Origin of the sequence: Synechococcus sp. PCC 7335, from assembly GCF_000155595.1 — a bacterium.
GTDB lineage: Bacteria > Cyanobacteriota > Cyanobacteriia > Phormidesmidales > Phormidesmidaceae > Phormidesmis.
Genome location: NZ_DS989906.1, coordinates 124,943 through 144,577 on the forward strand (window position 1 = coordinate 124,943; position 19,635 = coordinate 144,577).

The 19,635-nt window shown below is 49.9% G+C and carries 20 protein-coding genes; 13 read left to right on the forward strand and 7 right to left on the reverse strand.

The window, feature by feature from the left end:
* Nucleotides 1-465 (forward strand): RICIN domain-containing protein (locus S7335_RS23775; RefSeq protein WP_038020049.1); only part of this gene is annotated, 465 nt, incomplete at its 5' end.
* 196 nt (nucleotides 466-661) lie between these two features.
* On the opposite strand, the gene S7335_RS23780 is transcribed toward S7335_RS23775, so the two are convergent.
* The gene (locus S7335_RS23780) at nucleotides 662-1,318 is read right to left on the reverse strand and encodes a hypothetical protein (RefSeq protein WP_006458597.1); all 657 of its coding nucleotides are present in this window, start codon (nucleotides 1,316-1,318) and stop codon (nucleotides 662-664) included.
* A 269-nt stretch (nucleotides 1,319-1,587) separates the two neighbouring features.
* On the opposite strand from S7335_RS23780, the gene S7335_RS28190 reads away from it, so the two are divergent.
* The gene (locus S7335_RS28190; RefSeq protein WP_006458611.1) at nucleotides 1,588-1,845 is read left to right on the forward strand and encodes a hypothetical protein; all 258 of its coding nucleotides are present in this window, start codon (nucleotides 1,588-1,590) and stop codon (nucleotides 1,843-1,845) included.
* A 585-nt stretch (nucleotides 1,846-2,430) separates the two neighbouring features.
* Entirely contained in the window at nucleotides 2,431-2,682 is a 252-nt protein-coding gene (locus S7335_RS23790; protein ID WP_006458519.1) for a hypothetical protein, read from the forward strand.
* 343 nt (nucleotides 2,683-3,025) lie between these two features.
* On the opposite strand, the gene S7335_RS28195 is transcribed toward S7335_RS23790, so the two are convergent.
* On the reverse strand, nucleotides 3,026-3,343 hold the full coding sequence (locus S7335_RS28195) for a hypothetical protein (RefSeq protein ID WP_006458645.1): 318 nt from the start codon (nucleotides 3,341-3,343) through the stop codon (nucleotides 3,026-3,028).
* Between the two features lie 6 nt (nucleotides 3,344-3,349).
* Between S7335_RS28195 and S7335_RS28200 the strand changes: the two genes are divergently transcribed.
* From S7335_RS28200 to S7335_RS26445, 4 genes are all read left to right on the forward strand, one after another.
* A complete protein-coding gene (locus tag S7335_RS28200; RefSeq protein WP_227500114.1) occupies nucleotides 3,350-3,484 on the forward strand; it encodes a helix-turn-helix domain-containing protein in 135 nt (44 codons plus the stop codon).
* 120 nt (nucleotides 3,485-3,604) lie between these two features.
* Complete coding sequence (locus tag S7335_RS23800) at nucleotides 3,605-4,312, forward strand: SDR family oxidoreductase (RefSeq protein WP_006458506.1); 708 nt, start codon at nucleotides 3,605-3,607, stop codon at nucleotides 4,310-4,312.
* A gap of 74 nt (nucleotides 4,313-4,386) precedes the next feature.
* Nucleotides 4,387-5,055 (forward strand): NADPH-dependent F420 reductase, encoded by a 669-nt coding sequence (locus S7335_RS23805; protein WP_006458565.1) that lies wholly within the window; start codon nucleotides 4,387-4,389, stop codon nucleotides 5,053-5,055.
* A 201-nt stretch (nucleotides 5,056-5,256) separates the two neighbouring features.
* Nucleotides 5,257-5,601 carry a hypothetical protein gene (locus S7335_RS26445; RefSeq protein WP_006458529.1) on the forward strand — a complete coding sequence of 115 codons (345 nt, stop codon included), beginning with the start codon at nucleotides 5,257-5,259 and terminating at the stop codon, nucleotides 5,599-5,601.
* Nucleotides 5,602-5,723: 122 nt separating this feature from the next.
* Here the strand turns inward: S7335_RS26445 and S7335_RS23815 are convergent, their stop codons facing one another.
* Nucleotides 5,724-6,509, reverse strand: a complete 786-nt coding sequence (locus tag S7335_RS23815; RefSeq protein ID WP_006458568.1) for a filamentous hemagglutinin N-terminal domain-containing protein — start codon at nucleotides 6,507-6,509, stop codon at nucleotides 5,724-5,726.
* A gap of 212 nt (nucleotides 6,510-6,721) precedes the next feature.
* Here S7335_RS23815 and S7335_RS23820 point away from each other — a divergent pair, with 212 nt between their 5' ends.
* From S7335_RS23820 to S7335_RS23835, 4 genes are all read left to right on the forward strand, one after another.
* Nucleotides 6,722-7,939, forward strand: a complete 1,218-nt coding sequence (locus tag S7335_RS23820; RefSeq protein WP_006458528.1) for a hypothetical protein — start codon at nucleotides 6,722-6,724, stop codon at nucleotides 7,937-7,939.
* A gap of 103 nt (nucleotides 7,940-8,042) precedes the next feature.
* The gene (locus S7335_RS23825) at nucleotides 8,043-8,525 is read left to right on the forward strand and encodes a hypothetical protein (protein ID WP_157620712.1); all 483 of its coding nucleotides are present in this window, start codon (nucleotides 8,043-8,045) and stop codon (nucleotides 8,523-8,525) included.
* A gap of 133 nt (nucleotides 8,526-8,658) precedes the next feature.
* Nucleotides 8,659-9,369: an IS6 family transposase gene (locus S7335_RS23830; RefSeq protein ID WP_006458525.1), complete on the forward strand. Its 711-nt coding sequence runs from the start codon at nucleotides 8,659-8,661 to the stop codon at nucleotides 9,367-9,369.
* Nucleotides 9,370-9,437: 68 nt separating this feature from the next.
* Nucleotides 9,438-9,806 (forward strand): hypothetical protein, encoded by a 369-nt coding sequence (locus S7335_RS23835; protein WP_006458685.1) that lies wholly within the window; start codon nucleotides 9,438-9,440, stop codon nucleotides 9,804-9,806.
* A 7-nt stretch (nucleotides 9,807-9,813) separates the two neighbouring features.
* Here S7335_RS23835 and S7335_RS29065 read toward each other — a convergent pair whose 3' ends face one another.
* Nucleotides 9,814-10,893: a hypothetical protein gene (locus tag S7335_RS29065; RefSeq protein ID WP_006458539.1), complete on the reverse strand. Its 1,080-nt coding sequence runs from the start codon at nucleotides 10,891-10,893 to the stop codon at nucleotides 9,814-9,816.
* 208 nt (nucleotides 10,894-11,101) lie between these two features.
* Here S7335_RS29065 and S7335_RS23845 point away from each other — a divergent pair, with 208 nt between their 5' ends.
* On the forward strand, nucleotides 11,102-11,368 hold the full coding sequence (locus S7335_RS23845) for a hypothetical protein (protein ID WP_006458673.1): 267 nt from the start codon (nucleotides 11,102-11,104) through the stop codon (nucleotides 11,366-11,368).
* 14 nt (nucleotides 11,369-11,382) lie between these two features.
* On the opposite strand, the gene S7335_RS23850 is transcribed toward S7335_RS23845, so the two are convergent.
* The 3 genes from S7335_RS23850 to S7335_RS26455 all read right to left on the reverse strand — a co-directional run bounded on the left by S7335_RS23850 (nucleotide 11,383) and on the right by S7335_RS26455 (nucleotide 17,081).
* Nucleotides 11,383-14,061, reverse strand: coding sequence for a CHAT domain-containing protein (locus S7335_RS23850; RefSeq protein WP_006458648.1), 2,679 nt, complete (start codon nucleotides 14,059-14,061; stop codon nucleotides 11,383-11,385).
* Nucleotides 14,062-14,244: 183 nt separating this feature from the next.
* Nucleotides 14,245-14,694 carry a hypothetical protein gene (locus S7335_RS28210; protein WP_227500115.1) on the reverse strand — a complete coding sequence of 150 codons (450 nt, stop codon included), beginning with the start codon at nucleotides 14,692-14,694 and terminating at the stop codon, nucleotides 14,245-14,247.
* Between the two features lie 329 nt (nucleotides 14,695-15,023).
* Nucleotides 15,024-17,081, reverse strand: a complete 2,058-nt coding sequence (locus S7335_RS26455) for a S8 family peptidase (RefSeq protein ID WP_006458601.1) — start codon at nucleotides 17,079-17,081, stop codon at nucleotides 15,024-15,026.
* Between the two features lie 315 nt (nucleotides 17,082-17,396).
* Between S7335_RS26455 and S7335_RS23865 the strand changes: the two genes are divergently transcribed.
* Nucleotides 17,397-19,559 (forward strand): filamentous hemagglutinin N-terminal domain-containing protein, encoded by a 2,163-nt coding sequence (locus S7335_RS23865; protein WP_038020057.1) that lies wholly within the window; start codon nucleotides 17,397-17,399, stop codon nucleotides 19,557-19,559.
* Nucleotides 19,560-19,635: the final 76 nt, after the last annotated feature.

Consider the following 19,635-nt stretch of genomic DNA (forward strand, 5'->3'; position numbering starts at 1 on the left):
GTAGTCAACAAATCCTTTAATCCGAGTCCCGCGCCGAGGTCTGGTATCTATCGTGTTCTACAAGAGAGTACGGGTCGGTATCTAGATGCTCACGAATCATCCGCTCATGATTTCTCAGCGGTACTTCGACCATTCCAGGATAACGATACCCAGCGGTGGGTGCTGCAAAAGGAAGAGGACGGTGAGTACACCATCCTTCAAACGAGCAGTGATCGCTACTTAGATGCCCATGAGTCGTCGGCGAATGACTTCTCAGCGGTGACTAGACCGATGCAAAACAACGATACTCAGCGATGGGTGATTGTACCGCAGCGCTTTGCTGGCCAGTTTAGAATCAGGCATAAAAGCAGCGGTCGTTACCTGGATGCGCATGAATCGGCAGCGAATGACTTTTCTGTCGTCACACGCATCGCTCAATCAAACCTAACGCAGATATGGCGACTGGAAGCGGTTCGCTTCTTCTAGAGAGAAAGTTAGGAGTTAAGATAGACAGAAAGCTATCAGTAGCTAGCATAGTGATAACTTTCTGTCTGAACAATCATCGATTGGTTCAGACGATTCCCCACCTCTGATGAATGTAAGTTACGCTGCTCACCGGCTTAGCCAGTCGCCATACGTCTAGCTGCGGAGCTTAGGACCTGCAAACATCCTAGTTAGAGAGTCACAGCAGCAGCTGTAGCTTATCGAAGCACTTAGGACAGCTGAAGTCAGACGGGTCACAGGTGCGCCAGCCCCAGCTACCGGCTTTGGGCTGCTCGCCGCAGAGAGCGGGTGCATACCATCGCCCCGACTTTGGTTCAGCTTGGGCAATCGCATGGACCTTACGATTGATCACCGTCGCATTGCTAGCATCCTTGAGCACGTACTTGATAGTCAGCTTAGGCTTCTTGCTGGCCGCGCTCTTATTCTTTGCCCGTTTGGGTTTAGTTGTAGCGTCAGCTTTCTTCGACTTCCTTTTGGTGAACCTCTTCTCTTTTTTCACCAACTGCCTATTTGCTTCCACTTCCCAGATGATAGAACTCGCCACATCCGCTGCCTGCTGAACCAGCAATAGACACTGCGCTACCCTGGCCTTCTGGTTGCGAGCCGATATCTTCTGCTGCCATTCCACTACTTCCTCCTCGCCTAAACGCATGGTGCGATTGCCGTTAGGCAGCGTCATGCCTTTGGGCGCTCGCAGCCTGGTGTAGGTACTGCCGTTGCCAGGACTGTGCTGCTCAATCGTCAGGCCCAGCGCCTGCTCATCGACTGGGATAGCGTCACGCAGTGCTTCCAACTGTTCGACTAGGTGAGACAGCTGCTGTACTAAAGAAGGCATATCTACTATCAGACAGTTTGGTGAACACTTTCAATGCTAACACCCATATCGCTAGGTGGTGAACAAAACTAAAGTACACACCAAAATCGGCAGTGATAGGGCTACCAAGCTTCCGACTATCCTCCGTGTATCAAAAAAAAGGATAGCTTAGAGCAACCAGAGATTTCTCTCTAAGTCAACAGCAGACGGTCAGTTCGCTTCACTTTCTTCACCGACTTGGTATACTACTTTGGCAACAACTTCCTCTCGAAGCAACGAGGAGCAAACCAGTGGAAGAACACGCGAGTATTGAACAAGTGGATAAAGCGATCGCCTGGTATCGCCAGCATAAGGATGAGATCGTTCGTTTGCTTCCTCTTTCAGTACCTGGCCTAACGTTTAAGAAGGGATGTATCGATAGTTTGGAACGACAGATCGAACGGTGGGAAGATCCGAGTCATCCAACTCCTTTGAATCTGGCTTTGGTATACATTCATCGTCCAATACGTATATTTAGAATGGCACTTAAAGCGTCAAGGCATACATAGAGATAGAGCGAACGAGTAGGAAAGTTTTTCATGATCATAATTGAAACTTTGGAAGCGGAAGACGTATGCTCACAATTGCCTGGGGCCTTCAGGATTGGCCGAAAAATTGTGGTGTATCTGCGTGGAGATCTTGCTGCCGCAAAGTTAGCGCTAGCGCTAACAAATGATCAAAATTCAAAGCGGAGGATTTTTGATTATAGTTCAACGAGGCTGATCGCAATTCTCTTTATAACGTTTGTATATCTAGTTTCATTTAATTCCATTATTCGCTGGTACAGTGTAATTCTACAATTAGAGATAACGCCGGAAATCCAATACTCGCGCTCGGCTATAGCGTCGCTTTGGCTGTTTCTCTTATTGTGGAGTGTATTTGTCCGCACGTTACAGGTAGCACACTTATCTCGCATAGCTAGATTCGTGTTGCTGGGACTTTCTGGATGTACATTTATCCTAATTGTTAATTTCTTTGTTTTATCTGTCTTATCGATTTCTACTTGAAGCCGAGCTAGCAGTAGTTGACGCGACGGGCCTGGTCAATATTCGATATCTGCTGTAGAAGGGAGTGGTTGATTATTCATTCACGCAATGCCCAGCTCGATACGCAGACCGACCTATAGATCGTTTATCCCAGCGCCGCCGACAGCTATTCCTGTAGGTAAAACGACAGCGCCTTACTCGCAGTCAGCTTTTAGCCGCACAGGACAGCCTGGTAACTCTCGACTGGATAACCCCAACTGGAAGCCCTATCGCAATAGCCAGGAGTTAGCGCTAAAGGTCTACGAGATGACCCATCCGCAACAGCCTAGTGTTGACGACAATGGTGTGGGGCTATCCTAGTCGGTTGAGGAGACCGTTGAATGTCCTAGATATCGACCTCCTGATGCAGCAATCACTGCAGTACGCTGTTGGTATGCAAGCTTTCGACGTGATCGCTGCATCAGGGGGCTATTGAATTCGGCTTTTTACCAAGGTAGCTTTTTCTCCCATATCAGTTAGTTCGCTACCGGATATTCCAGCCATCGAGTTCTGGGCTGTTGATGGTAAGACTGTGCCATCCTACTCAAAGCTAATTGTGACTGTGGCTTCGATTACTCTGAATGGGAAGGAAGAAAAGCCACAGATGCAAAAACAGATCTTTCCCAGTACCTGAATAAACCTTACGATCAACTTAAGCATCAACTTAGTCTGAAGTATCCTCATCAGACCAACCTAATTTTTGAGCGATCGCTTCCAACAGCAAATGCTTCTCGGCCATCATCCGCCCGAACGAGCGAGAGCACATGATGTTTTTCTTGGGCTGGATCTCTTCTAGTCCCAGACAAGCGGTTCCGCGTAGTTCATGAACAATACGCTCTGCAACAACGTTGAACACCTGGCGAATTGTCCTTGGCTCAGCGGCTCGCAAGTCAGCAGCAGTCTCAATACCAATCGCATTGAGCTTGAGCGTCCACCGTCTACCGATGCCCCAGATATCCCCAACTGCAATAGTAGGAAGCACCTCATCTTGGAGAGTGCGATCGCACTCGCAGAAGCGGGCGAGCTGACGATCAATGAAATCTGCGAGCAGGTGGGTTGTAGTCGTTCTACTTACTATCGGCAGGTTGCGTCGCGTCTTGACTCTAGCAGGAATAGTAACTGAGTTGACTTTGGCGTAGCGCCAGCGCGGTTGTGGATAATAAAAATTAGTAGCCCGCTGATACGATGCAAATGGCTGTAGAAGGTTCTCTTAGCCAAGTTGCAAACAAGGGCATAAGGCTGCATGAAAGATAAAAAAGTAGTAATCGTCGGTGCCTCTTCAGGAATCGGAAGATCGCTCACTAAAATGTGTTCTGAGCAAGGCGCTATAGTTCATCTACTGAGTAGAAGTGAGGCTAAGCTTGTCCAGGTACAGAAAGAGTTGAACGCTCCATCATATGTACACGAAATGAATATGTTAGATGAGGAATCTGTTAGTCAGACATTTGCTGATATCGGAGAGTTTGACTACTTATCTTTTACAGCGGTAGCTGATGAGCTGAAACTGATGTCACCAGTCGAGTCGATGACGACCGAAGTCGCACATCGGGGCATGGAAAAGTTTTGGGGCACGTTTAACTGCTGCCGAGCAGCCACACGAACAATTTCAAAAGATGGTGCGATGGTTGTCACTTCGAGTATTGCTATTGATCGTCCGGCAAAGAACGCCTCTATCATGAACGCTGCAAGCGCGGCTGTCGTCTCCTTTGCGAAAGCGCTCGCCTTAGAGATTGCGCCTACTCGAGTCAACATCATTGCGCCGGGTGTTGTCGGGACAGGTGTCTGGACTGAAGAGCAGAGAAAGGAGAACGAGTCGTGGGCCGAAAAGAAACTGCCGGTCGGACATCTGGGAACGGCTGATGAACTGGCCCAAGCTTATTATTCGGTTCTAACTAATTCGTACATGACGGGCAGCGTGGTCTCGGTTGATGGTGGACTTACGCTGGTGTGACTAGGACTGCTTGCTCCATCAGTTTCGGACATATACCCTACAATCATGACGAACATGACCTGAGGAAATTGACTGTGAAGATAGGCTTTTGGGGCAGTGGCAATATGGCTCGATTGGTTGGCGGGGCCTGGTCAGTGACAGGGCATCAGGTCATGTTCGGCTCGCGTAACTCCGATAAGTCTCAGAGTATCGCTGAGGAAATCGGCTCTGGTTCAACTGGTGGAACAAACGATGAGGTTGCATCAGTTTGTGAAGTCATCGTCAGCACTGCGCGAGCAGTGCCTTCTAGCTTCCTCAAATCAACTTCTCCACTGAAGGATAAAGTTGTGATTGATTTGAACAATAGGGATTTTCCTCGGGATTTCAAACCAGACGAGTTTTTACAGTCTTTAGCAGAAGCGACTCAGCAAGATATACCTGAGGCTAAGGTTGTTAAAGCTCTGAATAATCAGGCGATGCAGGTTTTTAATTGTGATGCAGCGGCGTTGAGAGAAGCCGGTATACAGTCATTCATCGCAGGAGACGACGATGGTGCCAAAGTCATCGTCAGCGAGTTGTTAGGTGATATCGGCCTGAAAGCAGTTGATTTTGGCGCGCTATCCAACGCATGGCTACTGGAGCTTCAGGCCGATATCCTGAGAACTTATATGTTTGCTACTGGGAATGCGCTAGTGACGCCAGCCCTGATTGAAGCGCCTAAAGCTGAGCCAAGGTTTGGTGAGCGTAGAAAGGGTACTTACTAAGTCTCGATAATAGCTATGATCGCTGCCTCACTGTATATGTTACCTACGCTATGTAGAGGTTTTGGACATCAGACCGTTTGCGCCCCCGGCAACTAGGCAAGCGGCATCAAGGTTTTGTCCGCAACGTTTGTGGATATACTGGCTACTTCAACTCTCTTTACAGGGCTTGTGATTTAGTTCTCTTTGGTTGAAACCTCCAACATGTCTTTTGAATCAAAGCGACTTGCCTACGAAACAGTTAACAAGAAACATGCAGCTGAGGTGGAAGGCATCTTGTGCGACCCAGCCATCTATACGCATGTTGACGATGGTATTGCACCTTCTTTGGCTGAGCTAACAAAAGACTTTGCCTCAAGCGAGAAAGCAATGTTACATCCCAAAGATGATGAAGTTTGGTTAGACTTCATCATCAAAGTAAAGGCGCTGAATAGGCCCTTTGGTAGTAATGGAACAGAAACGCACGCTAAGGCTGAAAGTATTGCTATACAAGCTTTTTGCTATAGGTCTTTTGAACTACCGTTGAGACGCTATTTCTGTACCAGTTGATCCTTTCTAGCGGAGGATGAGTGAAACCCTTGATATACCGTTCCAAAATCTTGTACCAATTAGGGTAAGGTTCAACTGGTACAGCCCCCTATGGGTGCTTAGCGTGCGATCCTGTTCCGATGCTACTGATACCCCTTATCCTCGACTAATCTTACAGCGCCCACTGTTCTTAGTCCGCCGATATCAATCCGGCCACCAAACGCCGCGAGTCCACTAGAGGCAGCTTTCATATTGATATCGCCGCCGACCAGTAACAAATCTTCCCCGTCGGGGACTCGTAAACCGGCTGTCGAAATGTTGTTGTTTGGGTCGGTAGATAGGGACTGAGACTGGTTGGTAATGGCTGCGCTTTCAGCCTCATTGAACAGTAAAACGGATGGTGCAACCGACAACAAAGAAGAGACTGCTGCGGGATTGGTTGCACTATAGTTTCCAGCGTTGCCGAAACCAATAGAATTGGCCGTAGAGATTACCAGCGAACCACCCACATCCAGACTAGACTGTGGCCCTAACAAAACCCCGTTGGGATTGATAAAAAACAGACCGGCGCTGCCGTTAGTGGCCAATGTCCCCAAAATATTAGAGCGAACACCCCCCGTAATTCGGGCAAAGATATTGTTGATAGCGGCTGGGTTGTCGAAAGTTGCTCGCCAGCCTTCATCAATGTTGAACGTCTCAAAGCTATGAAACAAATTTTGACTGCGGATAGCGCCGCCAGTAATCAGCTCAGCGTTGGGGCCGTCCGAAGCGACTTGCGATCGCTCCACACCCCCCAACGTATCATCCGCCACAACTTCGTTCTGAGCTCGCGTCGGCAGCTCCCATGCCAGTAACGCGCTCATCATCAACGCAGCGCTAGAGAGGCTTTTGGCCCAACGACAGAAAGAGGTTAGAGAGTGTGATCGCATATGGCCTCCTTCAGTGATGAAACCCTTAATTCATCAAAAATACTTCATTACAACGTAACCGATCACAGCAAGGTAGCAAAACGAAAACTTTAACTGTGCACCTACCGAAAACGGCAGTGGTTTATACCAGAACTACTCTCGTGTGCACCAACAAAGCTGAATACGATAATCCCAGCGTCCAATAAAACTACTAACGTTAAGAGGACATCCACATGGAAACATTTACTTCTACCAGAAGCACTGACTCAAGTGCTGCATCAGGGCTTAGCAACGATCCGGCTAGCTACGGTAACATCGCACTGTCTGATTTAGAAAAGTTTTCTAGTATCAGAGACCATCTGGCTGGCAGTGGCGTTGATTTCTCCTCTCTCTTAAGGTGGGTAGAATCGATGAAACAAACCATTTCGGAATGGCCTTCTGAATGGTCTGAAATGCGAGGTGATACGGCGCTAAGTGACTTTTATACTGCCGTTCGCCAGAATTTTAGTGCGGACAACGGGTCATCGGCAGATACAGAAAGGGTTTTGGATGCGATCACCGCCATCGACAGCATTACCGGACAGCCTACCCAGACAACAGCTACAACGACTAGCACCCCCTCCCACTCGACAGTTGCCAGCTGGTCGCGCCGAGCGTCAAACCTAAGCACCATCGCCGAGGCAGTGTCCATTGCCACCGACGAACTCACCGACTTTCGAGGCAGCGCTGATTTCTACGACGATATGACCACTGCCTTTGGAGAAGGCATCACTCGAACGGCGGCGCTAGACGCTATTAATAGCATTATTGAGGACACCGCTGACATTAGCTTTGAAGTGGCTGATATTGATCAGTATGGCGCTGATGCAGCCTATGCAGCTGCGACAAGCACTATCTATCTGTCAGAAGATTTCTTGAGACAGAATGAAAACAATCTAGACAACATTGCTAACGTGATTATAGAAGAATGGGGTCACCACGTTGACGAAGTACTCAACAGCGCCGATACCGCTGGCGATGAAGGCGAAGTGTTTATGAGTTTGGTGAAAGATTTCAACTTCGATTTGGCTGATCTTAGAGCAGAAAACGATCAAGCCACTTTCGAGGTCAACGGACAGAGCGTTTTGGTAGAACAAGCCTTTGGTACAGTTAGTTTACCAACCACCTGGGTGATTTTTCGTAGCGATCGCGGGAGCATTCTGGCCTTTAAGCGAGATGCCACAGTCAGTGCCCTGACTGACGTTTACTTCCGAGACGCCAGTTCTCAACAGGGCAGAGTATTCGAAAATCTACAGTCACCGCTGAATATCTTTGGTGGGCAATTTAGCGTCACCACCCGAGTCAACAACCTCACACCCAGAATAAGACCCGACGGCACAATTGGATTTAGGTCTGGATTCATTCAGCCTCGCCTGCGGATGAATGCCCCTCAGTGGACACGCATTCGATAGAAACCGTCAGGACTGAGTAGCCAAAATTGGGAGCGGCCATTGGCTGATAGGCTAGGTGCGATCATCTCGTTCAACCGCCTCCTGACAGATTCCTATTTTCTAGTTGAAAAATGTCCAAGCAGAAAAGAAACGAAAAGCAATGAAAACACAATTAACCTTTCATCGAATCTCAAAATATTTTTCAACATTGATTTTTGCATTGTTGATCTCTATTCTACCTACCTCAAAAGCTCAAGCAGGAGCTTATGGAGATACTATCTCTCATCCGTGTAGTAGTGCTCTTGGTTACGGTTGTGGTACTCCAGTGAGCCCATATACCGACATGCCTGCGATATATTCTGATATGCAAAGCGCGATTAATTCTATTCACAATGCCTATCGTGAGAGCTATGGACAATCTATTCCTCTTACAGATCACAACATCAATGAAGTGATGCGAGTAGTAGGTGCACAGTCCTCTGACCGCCCTTTTGTCGTTAATCAACTTCGTGGTCTGGCAAGTCTTGATAATGATCTAGCAAATACATTGCGAATTCTTGAATGCACTGATGCCTATGGAAATCCAATTAATTCGCCTAGCTGCTGATTAAAAGGCTTCATAGGGTTACCTTAGAAGGTTGTATTCCTCTTCCTTCTAGACTTGACATGATATTTGGCTGTGTTGCAAAAAAGCGTAGGCTTTCCTTGGTATTCTAAAATGCCTGGTTCGCAGACTCGCTATGTCCTCCTCAAACCCGTTCAAATGGCGTCACTTCCATTCAGGCATCATCTTACTGACGGTACGCTGGTATCTGCGCTATGGCCTAAGCTACCGGGACATAGAAGAAATGATGCAAGAGCGGGGCGTTAACGTAGATCACACGACCATCTACCGCTGGGTGCAGGCTTATAGTCCGGAGCTGGACCAGCGGTGTCGCCTCCACCTGAAGCCGACCAATGACTCGTGGCGGACTGACGAGACATACGTAAAAGTCCGAGGAACGTGGAAGTATCTCTATCGTGCGGTCGATTCTGAAGGCAATACGCTGGACTTTTTGTTGAGTGCCAAACGTAATACCAAAGCAGCCAAGCGGTTCTTTAAGAAAGTACTCAACGCCTCTCATACGATTGAACCGAGAGTGATCACTGTCGATAAGAATGCGGCCTATCCGCCTGCCATCAAAGCCTTAAAGCAAGATAAATCTTTGCCTAAAGCGACGAAAACTAGGCAAATAAAGTACATGAATAATGTAGTCGAGCAAGACCATCGCTTCATAAAACGCCGCACCAAGCCTGGACTTGGGTTTGGCTCATTCAACACGGCTAGGCGCACGCTCAAAGGGTACGAGGCAATGAACATGATTCGTAAGGGACAGGTTGAAGGAGCTGAGAAAGGAGATGTCATGGGACAGATCTCATTCATCAACAGAATCTTTGGTGGGGCGGCATAATTGAGGGCGGATGGATAGAGAATCTCTCTTCGATTACTTTTTGCAACAGAGCCGCTGGTACGATTGCTTTGCTCAATGATGGCGATATTACAACAGATAGTTTGGGCGACGGTGGCAATATTACGCTCAATGCTGTTGTCATTGCGCTAGAAGATAGTGATATTTTGGCGCGCTCTGAAGATGCTAGAGGCGGCAACATTGCCACTGGTCCATTTTTTAGTGCTACCCTTCCTATTGGTGCTGAGTTACCACCTGACAACAATGGCCGGGTGAATGTAAGTGCGGATGGTGCGATCGCTTCTGGCAACATCATCACGCCCGATACTCGCTTTTTAGAAAGCAGCTTGACCCAGCTGCCTGACGTGGTTATAGATACAACAAGATTAGTCGCCGGTAGCTGTATCGCTCAGCGCAGTGAGTCGGACCTGATTGGCTGACAAAAGTTTAGTCAAGGAGAAACTTGACGGTGATCACCATGAAATCAAGGCGATCGGCTTTTTGATGGTGTTGCATCCTGGAAGCCATCGCCGGTTCAAGGTCAATGTGAGAGGTAAAACAAACCTGTTGAATCACCTGCCAGCCATTGAGCAGGGCCGCTTTCACCCACTCTAATCCGATGCGGAAATAGCTGTTGCCCCTATCCCAGTGGGTATCAATGCATCGTCTACGACCTGATTGGACAACCTCTACCCCTTGAGCGGTGACGTAGAGGGTTGCCACTGCAAGAACAAACCATAGCCGAGAGAGATCAGTAACGCAACGAATCTCAGAGCGCTGTAGATTCCAACCGCCCGATTGGTCATCTAAGAATCCTTCCTCAATATCAAACCTCAAGGCGTATTCGATAAAGGTATACGGGCTAGTTGGCTGGTCACTGACAACGACCCAAAACTCTCCATTGATGTTGTTGCGACCGATAATGATATGCACAGGGCCGTACTTTTCTCGACGATGCAATCTGACGTTGTGGAAACATAGTGCTTTGCCCCGCTCTAAGTGGAATGAGGTCGGTTGACACCAACCGGAACTCGGTCGCCGAAGCCATGCGTCACTTTTGAGGCGGATGCGATACTGCCAGCCAAGGTGCTGCATGAGCAGCATCGCACGGGTATGCACAAAGCCCCGGTCAGCCAACAGAATCACCTCTACGTTTGAAGGCAAGTAGTGAGCGGCGTGCTTGAGCATCTCTTCGTACGCTTCAAACGCAACCGAGGCCCTGCTATGCTCTATCACACGCCAAGCTAGCGGAATAGAGCGGCCTCGATAGACCACGGCTAATCGGATTAAGCAGTACTGCTCCCAAAATAATGAGGTGTCTAAACAAAGATAAAGACGCTCGGCTTCCCAAGTCGATAAGGCTGCTTGAATCAGCGGTTTATACAAGCGGTGAATGTTGATGCGGCTATTGCCTAGCCAGCGCCGTACCCGTCTTTGTTTGCTCTGGGCGTAGAGACCTCGACAGGGCAAGTAAGTTGTCCATTTACTCAAGCTGACGCTGCCGGTTTGAATCAGCGCAAATACCATCCAGCAGCAGGTCGTTAGGTGGCTTAGATGGGCCCATGGGCAATCTTGACCTAGCCAGACTTTCAAGGCATCGTAAAGGCGGGAGTTTTTTTCACAGCGTTTCTAGGGTTTGAGTGGAATCTAATTTTAGAACGCTGGCTCCCACTTCTTTCCTAAAGGCTCTGAATCCCACTATCCACATCGGTCTGACAGCATCTGAACATATGTTTTGTCAGCCAATCAGGAGTCGGACAGTCGCTTCATCATCACCCGTGCAGACAGCTTGCCACAGCAGCCGAATAGCTCAGCCCAATCGCAATATGCCACTGACACAGTGCGTTCTACAAACCGCTCTACTACGAGCCACTCTATACGGCATGTTGAAGACACCAGCGATCCTGCGGCGAGCTGGCAGCTAGGAGAACCCATTGCAGAGCCAGCTGGCATCTATCAGCTAGCAGGCGGGCGAGTCGTCCTCAGTCATGAGTGCTCGTAAAGACAACAGAACAGCTACTGCCAGTTGCCGACTAAAATCAGCGGTGCCCAGGTGCCAGGATTGGCGTTTCTGTCTCGCTCAATAGCACTTATCTGAGCCTGCTGAAGAGCCTGTGCTTTACTGAGTTCTGTGTCTTGCAAATTGCGGTAAAACGCGTTGACAAGTTCTGCTGAACTATTGTCGTCGAGCTTCCATAAAGAGGCGATCGCACTGCGAGCTCCAGCGCGAATAGCAACGCCTGCAAGCCCTAACGTCGCACGATCATCGCCTTTGGCAGTTTCACAGGCCGTTAGGGTAATCAGATCAATCGACGCTGTGTTAGAAGAGGCCTGTTGAATAATAGTTTCGAGTTCACCAAATGTGAGCTTTCCTGAAACACCATCTTCGCCTGAGCCTGTAATGATAAAGGTCTCTTCTGGAAGGGTACTAAACTGCCCATGGGTGGCAAGATGCAAGATAGAATAGCTCTCTTCTTCTAGCGCGTCGCTCAGCGTTTCAGTCGTAAAGTCTTCATTGAGCAAAACTTTGCTGCCTGGAAGCTGGGCATAAACAGAGTCTAGTTCATCAGGAACGGCGAGAAGTGCTGGAAAGTCTCGACCGTTTTCAATCACGGCCTGCTGGCTTAATCCAACAGCCAAGGCTCTGGGAGTGGCTTTGTTACGCTCTGAGGTTGCGGTTAAATTGAGTGAAGGGGTAGTAGCGATCGCATAGCTTTCAATCAGGTAGCGATCACCGTTTTTGAGCGCGGCCATTGGAATGTTGCGTAAGAATCCGTCTTGAACAAAGACCAACGTTTGAGTATTCGTTCTAGCCAAGCCAGATTCCAAAGGTTCAATCAACTGCTGATAAAGTGCCTGAGCAGGTGCACTGTTGTACTCTCGGACAATATAACGTTTGAGCCCGCTACGAAACTGGTCTGCGGTTTCTATGATCCGGTCTAAGTCTCGAATGTAGACTACTTCGGTGGTGTCGTCGGGAAAGGTAGCCAGTAGAACAACCGAGTCTGACAATACCACAGAGCTAATCACTGTGGTGAAAGGATCGTTGGTGAGTAGGCGATCGCGCGCGCCTTGTGAGGCTACCAGAACGCAGTCGTTGCCAAAAAAGTTTTGCAGCTCTGCCAGCCGTAGTACGTCCACCGTTTTGAGGATTTCGCTGACGTTGCGATCGGGTAATCTTTGCGTTTGCTTGATGGCGACTTGATTGGAGGGTTCTTGGAGCTGTAGCGTAATGTATTGGCGGTAAACGGGTTCTACGGTGTCGCGAAAGTCGAACTGTAGATCGCGATCGGCAGTTAGGATGTCGCTACGAATAGTTTCAAGTGTGGTGATCGCCTGCGTATAAGCGGCCTTAGCTGATTCCAAATTGCCTTGCGCCAGGTGAATGCGACCCATCTGCCATTCCCATAGGTAAAGACTATCGGCAGATTCTAGGGCATCTCCGGCAGCGAGCTGTGCCTGCTGCGTCAGCTGAGTGGCCACGTCTAACTGACCTCGGCATTCTGCTAAATTGCCCAGCTCTCCGAGTGCGAAAGATTCTGCCCTGGCATCTTGGATGGTTGCTGCGATCGCCTGACCTTTCTCTAACCAAATCTGTTGCTGGGCAACGTCTTGATACCCTTTGCAGCTAAAGTCTCGCTGTGGCACACTGTACAATTTGGCTAACGTGACCGCAGCATAGGCACTCTCGCGGCTTGCAGGCAACTGTTCAATTAGAGCCGCCACTCGCTGACGCACGCGGCGTACTTGAATAGAGCTACGCGGCGTCGAGTTTTGTGGTGTCAAGTTCTGTTGAGACAGTAACAACAAATTCAGCTGTGCTCGCAGTTCTGACACATTGTCGTTATTCTCGCTGGCGATGGTGGCCGCTTTGTCGAAGGACTGACGGGCGAGGGTGTTTTGTTCTGTTGCCTCATTTTGTGAGTCGGTTTGTTCTTGTGTGAGGTTAAACAGTGCAGCTGACTCGGCTCGTCTAGCGGCAATGCTAGAGAGTTGCTTGTGTACACTGCCCAAACTGTTTCGCATGGCAGTTTCAAACTGGGTCAGATTGTTGTTTTTAACTAGCTTAATGCCGATGGTTAAAAGCTGCTGCGCTTCTAAATAGCGACCCCGCAGCCTTTGGGTTTCGGCCAGACTGCCTAGCGCAGCTGCCTGACCGGTGATGTCTTGGGTGGTGAGTGCGATCGCATATGCCCCCCCGTCACAGGCTACCGAGCCACTTTTTTCGACGTCACTCTGTTCGCCTGGTTCAACGGTTGGTTCAACAACCGGTTCATTGCGACACAGCAGGGCAATGGCCCTTTGGTGTTGCCCACGACTGATATAAACCTGGGCCTGTTCACTTAGCATCCGCCCAAATTGGGTGGCATTGCCGCTGGCTTCGTAGTCTGTCGCCGCCGCCGCCCAATAGTTAAGCGACAAAGCCGTTTCGCCAATTTGCTGCTGCGCTCGCGCGATATTTTCATTGACCAAGGCCCGTTCAGACAAGGCCTGCTCAGACAAAGGACCAGGATCATATTGATCCAACGCTTCGGTCCAGTAGGTAATGGCCTCCTGGTAGCGACCTTCGTTATAGGCGTTGACGCCGCTTTGGATAGGGGTCTGTGTCTGGACCGAGGCTTGTGCCTGTATCTGAACCTGCTGCTGTGGAGCTGGGCGACTAATAGAGGGGCTAGGAGACCCTGCCAGCAACACGAGGGATAGCCCGAAAATGAACAGGGCTTTATAGCAGTGTCGGCTGTTTAAAGGTCGACTTAAAGGTTGGCTTAAAAGGCGACGTAAGGGGCGATACATCGGCAGCACTCTGTGAGTTGATCATTCGCCTACCAAAAGAGGTTTTGCTATCACCTCATGGCAGATCACAGTTATGAAAATAACCTAAAAGAAAGCCTGCTCGATGTGCGTTAAATCAAACTCTATAATTTGTTCTGGCGCGACAGTGATTGACCGATAGCTGCCATCACCCTGAAAGGAGTTAAGGTATAGGGATTCGTCATACTGTGCGAGGACGGTGTATTCGCTGGGGGGCAGCTGAATTTGGTAGTGGCCTGCTGCATCGCTTTGGGTAGTGCATACCAGGTTGGGATGCTGCTTGGCTTCAGCGATGGGCCAGTAGGGAGAGCCGGGGCCGGGGATGCGATCACTAAACACCCAAACCGTCGTTGAAACGGGTTCTTCTGTGGCGCTAGGGTTGGGGCTATTGCTGGGCATTTGATTGCCGCTCAGCTGACTGATGGTGCCTTTGATTCCCTGTGAGAGGGTGGCTGGGGCTGTTGAGTTTGTTGCTGTTTGGGGAGGTGTCATGGTGGTTGCGGTGGTAGAACACATCGCAGTTTCTGGATACGCTGCGCATCCAACAAAAATGAACAAAAAAGAAACGATGCCTAAACGCGTTGTCCAACGTGAATAGCAGCTGCTCACTGTACGATTGCTAATTATATGATTGCTCACTGCACTGTTGTTGGTTTGCATAAGCGTTGAGGCTAACGATGTGAGTTGATGACAGCAGTCGAGGATATCGAGAGAAAAAGCTGATCGAGCATATGGTATTAAGCGGTTGGCCACCGAGCGATTGGGAGTCTTCTGGGAGCCTTCTCCCATCACTCGGTGGCCAGTATTGTACAGCTTGTAGCCTGATGTTAGAGGCTGTGGGAGATTTATGCGATAGCAGGTGCTAGCAAATCATCCGCGAATGAATTTTCTAGCTGAGATCTCCAGCTATCGATAGACTGGCTGCCGCTGGTAATGTAGTCGCTATACATTGAACGACCAGCCAACAGTCGCTCGATTGAGGTGTCAACATCCTCTACAGCCTCTTCTACTGCGTCGGTCACCTCACTGGCAGTATCTGCATCGATAGTGCGAAGGGTCTCACTGAGCCCTGCAAATGTCTCGGAAAGATCAACGCCGAGGTCCTGCCACTGCTGGGGAACGTACCCGCTAACACTATCTGTGCTGCTGACTGATTGAGTAGTCTGAGTACTAAAGGAGGTACTGGTATTGACAGAGTGGGTGCCGTTAAGGACTGCTGTGCTGGTGAGGATTTGGCGTACCTGAGCGTGGGTCAGGTTGGGGTTTGCACTGAGCATAAGTGCGACAACGCCGGCGATATGTGGTGCGGCCATTGAGGTTCCGGGCATGTAGTCATAACCATTGTTAGGCATGGTGGAGTAGATCGCTTCACCTGGGGCCATGACGTGCTGCATCCGGCGATCGCTACCTGCGCGGTTAGAGAAGCCTGAAATTCGACCAGTTCTACCGACCGCGCCTACAGAGATACCGTAGTCTGTGGCATAGCGAGCGGGTGTGCCAGGGATGGGTTGTGTATTGTTACCCGCTGCGGAGACGGTGATGACATTGCGAGACGCCGCATATTCGAGAGCTTGTTGGACTCTGCCATCAGGATCACCCCCGCCTATGCTCATATTGATAACGTCTGCGCCATTGTCTACTGCGTAGCGAATAGCGCTAGCCAAATCACCCCCATTGGTAAACTGACCTGTGCTATTAACGTTGCCCAATCGAATGGCCATAACGTCAGCGCCATGTGCAACGCCAGTCATTCCAAAGCCGTTATTCCCGGCTGCGATAGTGCCTGCTACATGGGTGCCGTGACCCTGAGCAGAGACGGTAGTGCCCGGTAAAACGTTGTTGTTGTTTTGCCCACGGCCAAAGTTCCAACCGTAGCGGTCATCGATGTAGCCGTTGCCATCATTGTCGATGCCGTCGCCCAGGATTTCGTCAGTGTTTTGCCAAATGTTGTTGCGCAGGTCTGCGTGATTGATATCGACGCCGGAATCGATCACTGCGACTGTTACGCCTCGACCGGTGTAGCTGCGAGCCCAGACTTCTGGGGCGTTGATCATGTCGTTGTTCCATTGATTGCCGCCAATGTCTTGAACGTTGGAGAAGCGCGATTGCCCTATTGCAGCCGCGACAGCCGCCGCAGCATCTACCTGACCATAGCCGTAGAAACTGCTGTAGCGGTTTGGTGTGGGTGTGGGTGTGGGTTGCGGCGGCGGTTGGCTAGCGCTAAATTCAGCAGAAAAGCTGTAGCTGCCGGTCGCAAATTGGTAGTAGCTGGTAGCTCTGACGATGTAGCGGGTGTTGGCAGTGGCATTAAAGCTGATTTGAGCGTTGGTGCCAGGACCGCCGTCGTCATCATAAGCCAGTACTCTGCCAGTTCTAGAATCGATGACTTGTAGGTAGGCATCAAAAGCCGAAGAATTCAGATTGAGCTGAACGCGGCCAGACGTTTGTCGGGTCAAAACGTAATCGTCTTTGTAGGCGCCATTGCGAGTCGGGTTATGAGCATCGAAGCGACTTAATTGACCATAAAGGTTTGAGCGGCTTTGAGTGGAACCAGATTGAAGTACGCGAGCTTCTGTGTCTCCTAACCCGGTAATCTCGTCTGTGTCTGTTGCGGTGCTACTGGTAACTGTGTTAGATGAATGGCTGTTATTTTGAAATATAGTGGTGATAATAGATTCTGATAAACCAGCAATCGTAGGCTGTGCGTTGCCTGATACAACATTGTCAACGCTGGTAATATTTGCGATTTCTGAAGACTTACTAATGGCCGCCGTGGCAGAGGGTGCGCTACTGTTTGTCTCTAGGCCATAAGCAGTTGCGGGTGTTTCAAAGTTGCTGCTGATGGCGTCTAAACGTTGGGTGCTGAAAGTCTCTAGCTCATCTGTTGACAAAATGGTAGACATAGTAAGTCTCTCCTAAGCTTTTAGTGAAACCGTTTGAGGGCTTGATTAAAAGATAAGATTTTCGATTTATGTAATCACTCGTACTTTCAGACAAGCTGATTGATCTTTTGTCGGTCGTTTTTGGCATGAACTGATTATCCAAGGTATCGGTGAGTGGCAGGTGGGTCTGCCGTTTTCTGCAAGGTGAAGTTGCCGCTTTTTTCTGCAATGCGGTTTTTGCAATGCAGTTTTTGCAAGATGGTTTTTCGCCCATCAAAGTGGGGCGAATTTCAAGCTGGACTTGGTTTATGATGGTCAAAATTTTGGGTCAGTCTTATGAGTCGTCACCCTTGGTTCGTTGCGATCACGCTCCTGCTGCTCAGTGCCAAAGCTTCAGCACAGCCCGTTCCAGACGCAAATTTGGGCAATGAGAGCTCAACGGTGAGCAGTGATTTTGTCGGTGGATTGCCTGCCACTGTGGTGAGTGGGGGGGCGAGGCGATCGCAAAACCTATTTCACAGCTTTCGTCTTTTTGACGTTGAGGCCAGCCAGCCAGTGTACTTTGCCAATCCTGTGGGTGTGGACAATATTCTCGCGCGCGTGACCGGTGATCAGCGCTCTGACATTAATGGTACGCTGGGCGTCAATGGCACTGCCAACCTGTATTTTCTCAATCCGAATGGTGTCGTTTTCGGACCAACTGCCCGTTTGGATGTAGCCGGTTCAGTGCTTGTGAGCACTGCCGAACGTCTGAGGTTTGCTGACGGCAGCGAATATTCCGCTAACCCTACGCGGGTTTCGGACGTATTGACGGTGAGCATTCCGCTGGGCCTGCAACGACTAGAGCCATCAGATTTGCCCCAGCAAGGCCGCATAGAAAGTGCTGCTGATTTGTTGCTCGCTACTCAGCCGTCTTTCACGCTATTGGGTAATGAAATAGACATAATAGGTTTTGGGTCGCCCCAAGCCCCCACCAATATTAACTTTGTTGCCACAGAAAATATTACGTTACGCGGTGCAAATACCTCTGTTCGATCTGTGGGAGGCGATGTCACTTTGCAAGCAGGCAATCTAATTTCTTTAAGCGATGCGGCTCAGGTTGATACCAGCGCACTGTCAAGTGGCGGTAGGCTGTCTGTCGCGGCTGATCAGCTACAGCTGACGGGAGGCTCGCAGCTGCTGGCGGGGTCTTTTTTGGGTGGCAGTGAAGGTACTTTGTCTATAGTAGATACCGATCAGATCACGCTATCTGGCGAAGCGACAAATATTTCTGGCCGCCAGATAGAGATTCGCACACGACGCTTGGCTTTGACCCAAGGTGGATTTCTAATAAGTTCTATTTTGCTAGGGGAGGGGACGGGTGCTGTAGATATTAAAGCAACCGAAAGTATTGAGATTGGTCGTGGCAGCTTCTTAACGTCGGAAAGCTTTAGTCCAACGGCTGCCGGAACCAAGGTTGATATTCGCACTGGGCAGCTGACAGTCGATGGGGGCTTCATTTCGACCACGAGTTTTGACGCGGTGCGCAGTGGATCGCTAGACATTCGCGCAGACGCTGTAAATATACTGCGTGGTGGCTCTATTAGCACAGGCTCACAGCTGAGTGCGAGAGAAGGCGGACCGCTGACCATTAGCGCCTCCGAGATTTTAGTCGATGCTGGCATGATTACGGCCAGTTCTGTGGGTGACGGGGGGGCTGGCAGTGTGACTTTGCGAGACGTGGATACGCTGACTGTGCGCAATCGGGGTGAGGTGAGCGCCAGCGGAGTGTTAGAAACCTCTGGTGCCGGAAATGTGGTGATTGATGCGAATTCTATTTTGTTAGCAGATGCTGGCGAAATTACAACGGTAGCGCCGTCTAGCAATGGTGGCAACATTTCCCTGACAGCTAACCAAAATTTGGCCTTGCGGAGGGGATCGTTGATTTCAGCAGAGGCGGGTACGGCAGAGACCAGCGACCTGCGGAACCCGACGGCTGGGCTGGGTGACGGGGGCAATATCACAATCCAAACGCCGTTTGTGGTAGCGCCTGCGGATGAAAATAGTGATATTAGTGCCAACGCGTTTGTTGGAGATGGCGGGGCGGTGCAAATTTCGGCGCGAGGGATTTTTGGCCCAGCGTTTCGAGATCGTCGTACACCAGCTAGCGACATTACTGCGAGTTCAAAATTTGGTGCGGATGGACTAGTGGATTTGCAGGTACTAGATACAGACTTTGTGCAAGATAGCGTCGTCGCTCTGCCAGAAACGCCTGTGGACACAGCGCAGTTGCTGGCGGGTAGCTGTTTAGCTCGCAGTGGTGATGACGATGGCTCGTTTGTCATTAGTGGCGCGTCGGGAGTGTCTGCCTCGCCTGCTGAAAGCTCGACGGCGGTGTTTGCAACGGACACAGTGCGTGAGTCTAATCAGCCGGGGGCAGCGCAGACCAGCGTTACAGAACCCTCGGGTCTGTACGATTTGGGGGGAGGCCGCCTAGTCCTTAGCCGTGAGTGTTCCTGATTCAATATTGTCTATGCAATGCAGTTTTTTATACAATCTTTTGTTGATTTTTCCGTCAGTTTGGTTGGCCAAGTTT

Excerpts from the sequence above, each read along its gene's own strand:
- S7335_RS23830 (WP_006458525.1), top strand. The coding sequence starts at position 8,659 with ATGTCCTCCTCAAACCCGTTCAAATGGCGTCACTTCCATTCAGGCATC.
- S7335_RS23780 (WP_006458597.1), bottom strand. The coding sequence starts at position 1,318 with ATGCCTTCTTTAGTACAGCAGCTGTCTCACCTAGTCGAACAGTTGGAA.
- S7335_RS26445 (WP_006458529.1), top strand. The coding sequence starts at position 5,257 with ATGTCTTTTGAATCAAAGCGACTTGCCTACGAAACAGTTAACAAGAAA.
- S7335_RS23865 (WP_038020057.1), top strand. The coding sequence starts at position 17,397 with ATGAGTCGTCACCCTTGGTTCGTTGCGATCACGCTCCTGCTGCTCAGT.
- S7335_RS23815 (WP_006458568.1), bottom strand. The coding sequence starts at position 6,509 with ATGCGATCACACTCTCTAACCTCTTTCTGTCGTTGGGCCAAAAGCCTC.
- S7335_RS28210 (WP_227500115.1), bottom strand. The coding sequence starts at position 14,694 with ATGTGTTCTACCACCGCAACCACCATGACACCTCCCCAAACAGCAACA.
- S7335_RS23790 (WP_006458519.1), top strand. The coding sequence starts at position 2,431 with ATGCCCAGCTCGATACGCAGACCGACCTATAGATCGTTTATCCCAGCG.
- S7335_RS26455 (WP_006458601.1), bottom strand. The coding sequence starts at position 17,081 with ATGTCTACCATTTTGTCAACAGATGAGCTAGAGACTTTCAGCACCCAA.
- S7335_RS23800 (WP_006458506.1), top strand. The coding sequence starts at position 3,605 with ATGAAAGATAAAAAAGTAGTAATCGTCGGTGCCTCTTCAGGAATCGGA.
- S7335_RS29065 (WP_006458539.1), bottom strand. The coding sequence starts at position 10,893 with ATGGTATTTGCGCTGATTCAAACCGGCAGCGTCAGCTTGAGTAAATGG.
- S7335_RS23820 (WP_006458528.1), top strand. The coding sequence starts at position 6,722 with ATGGAAACATTTACTTCTACCAGAAGCACTGACTCAAGTGCTGCATCA.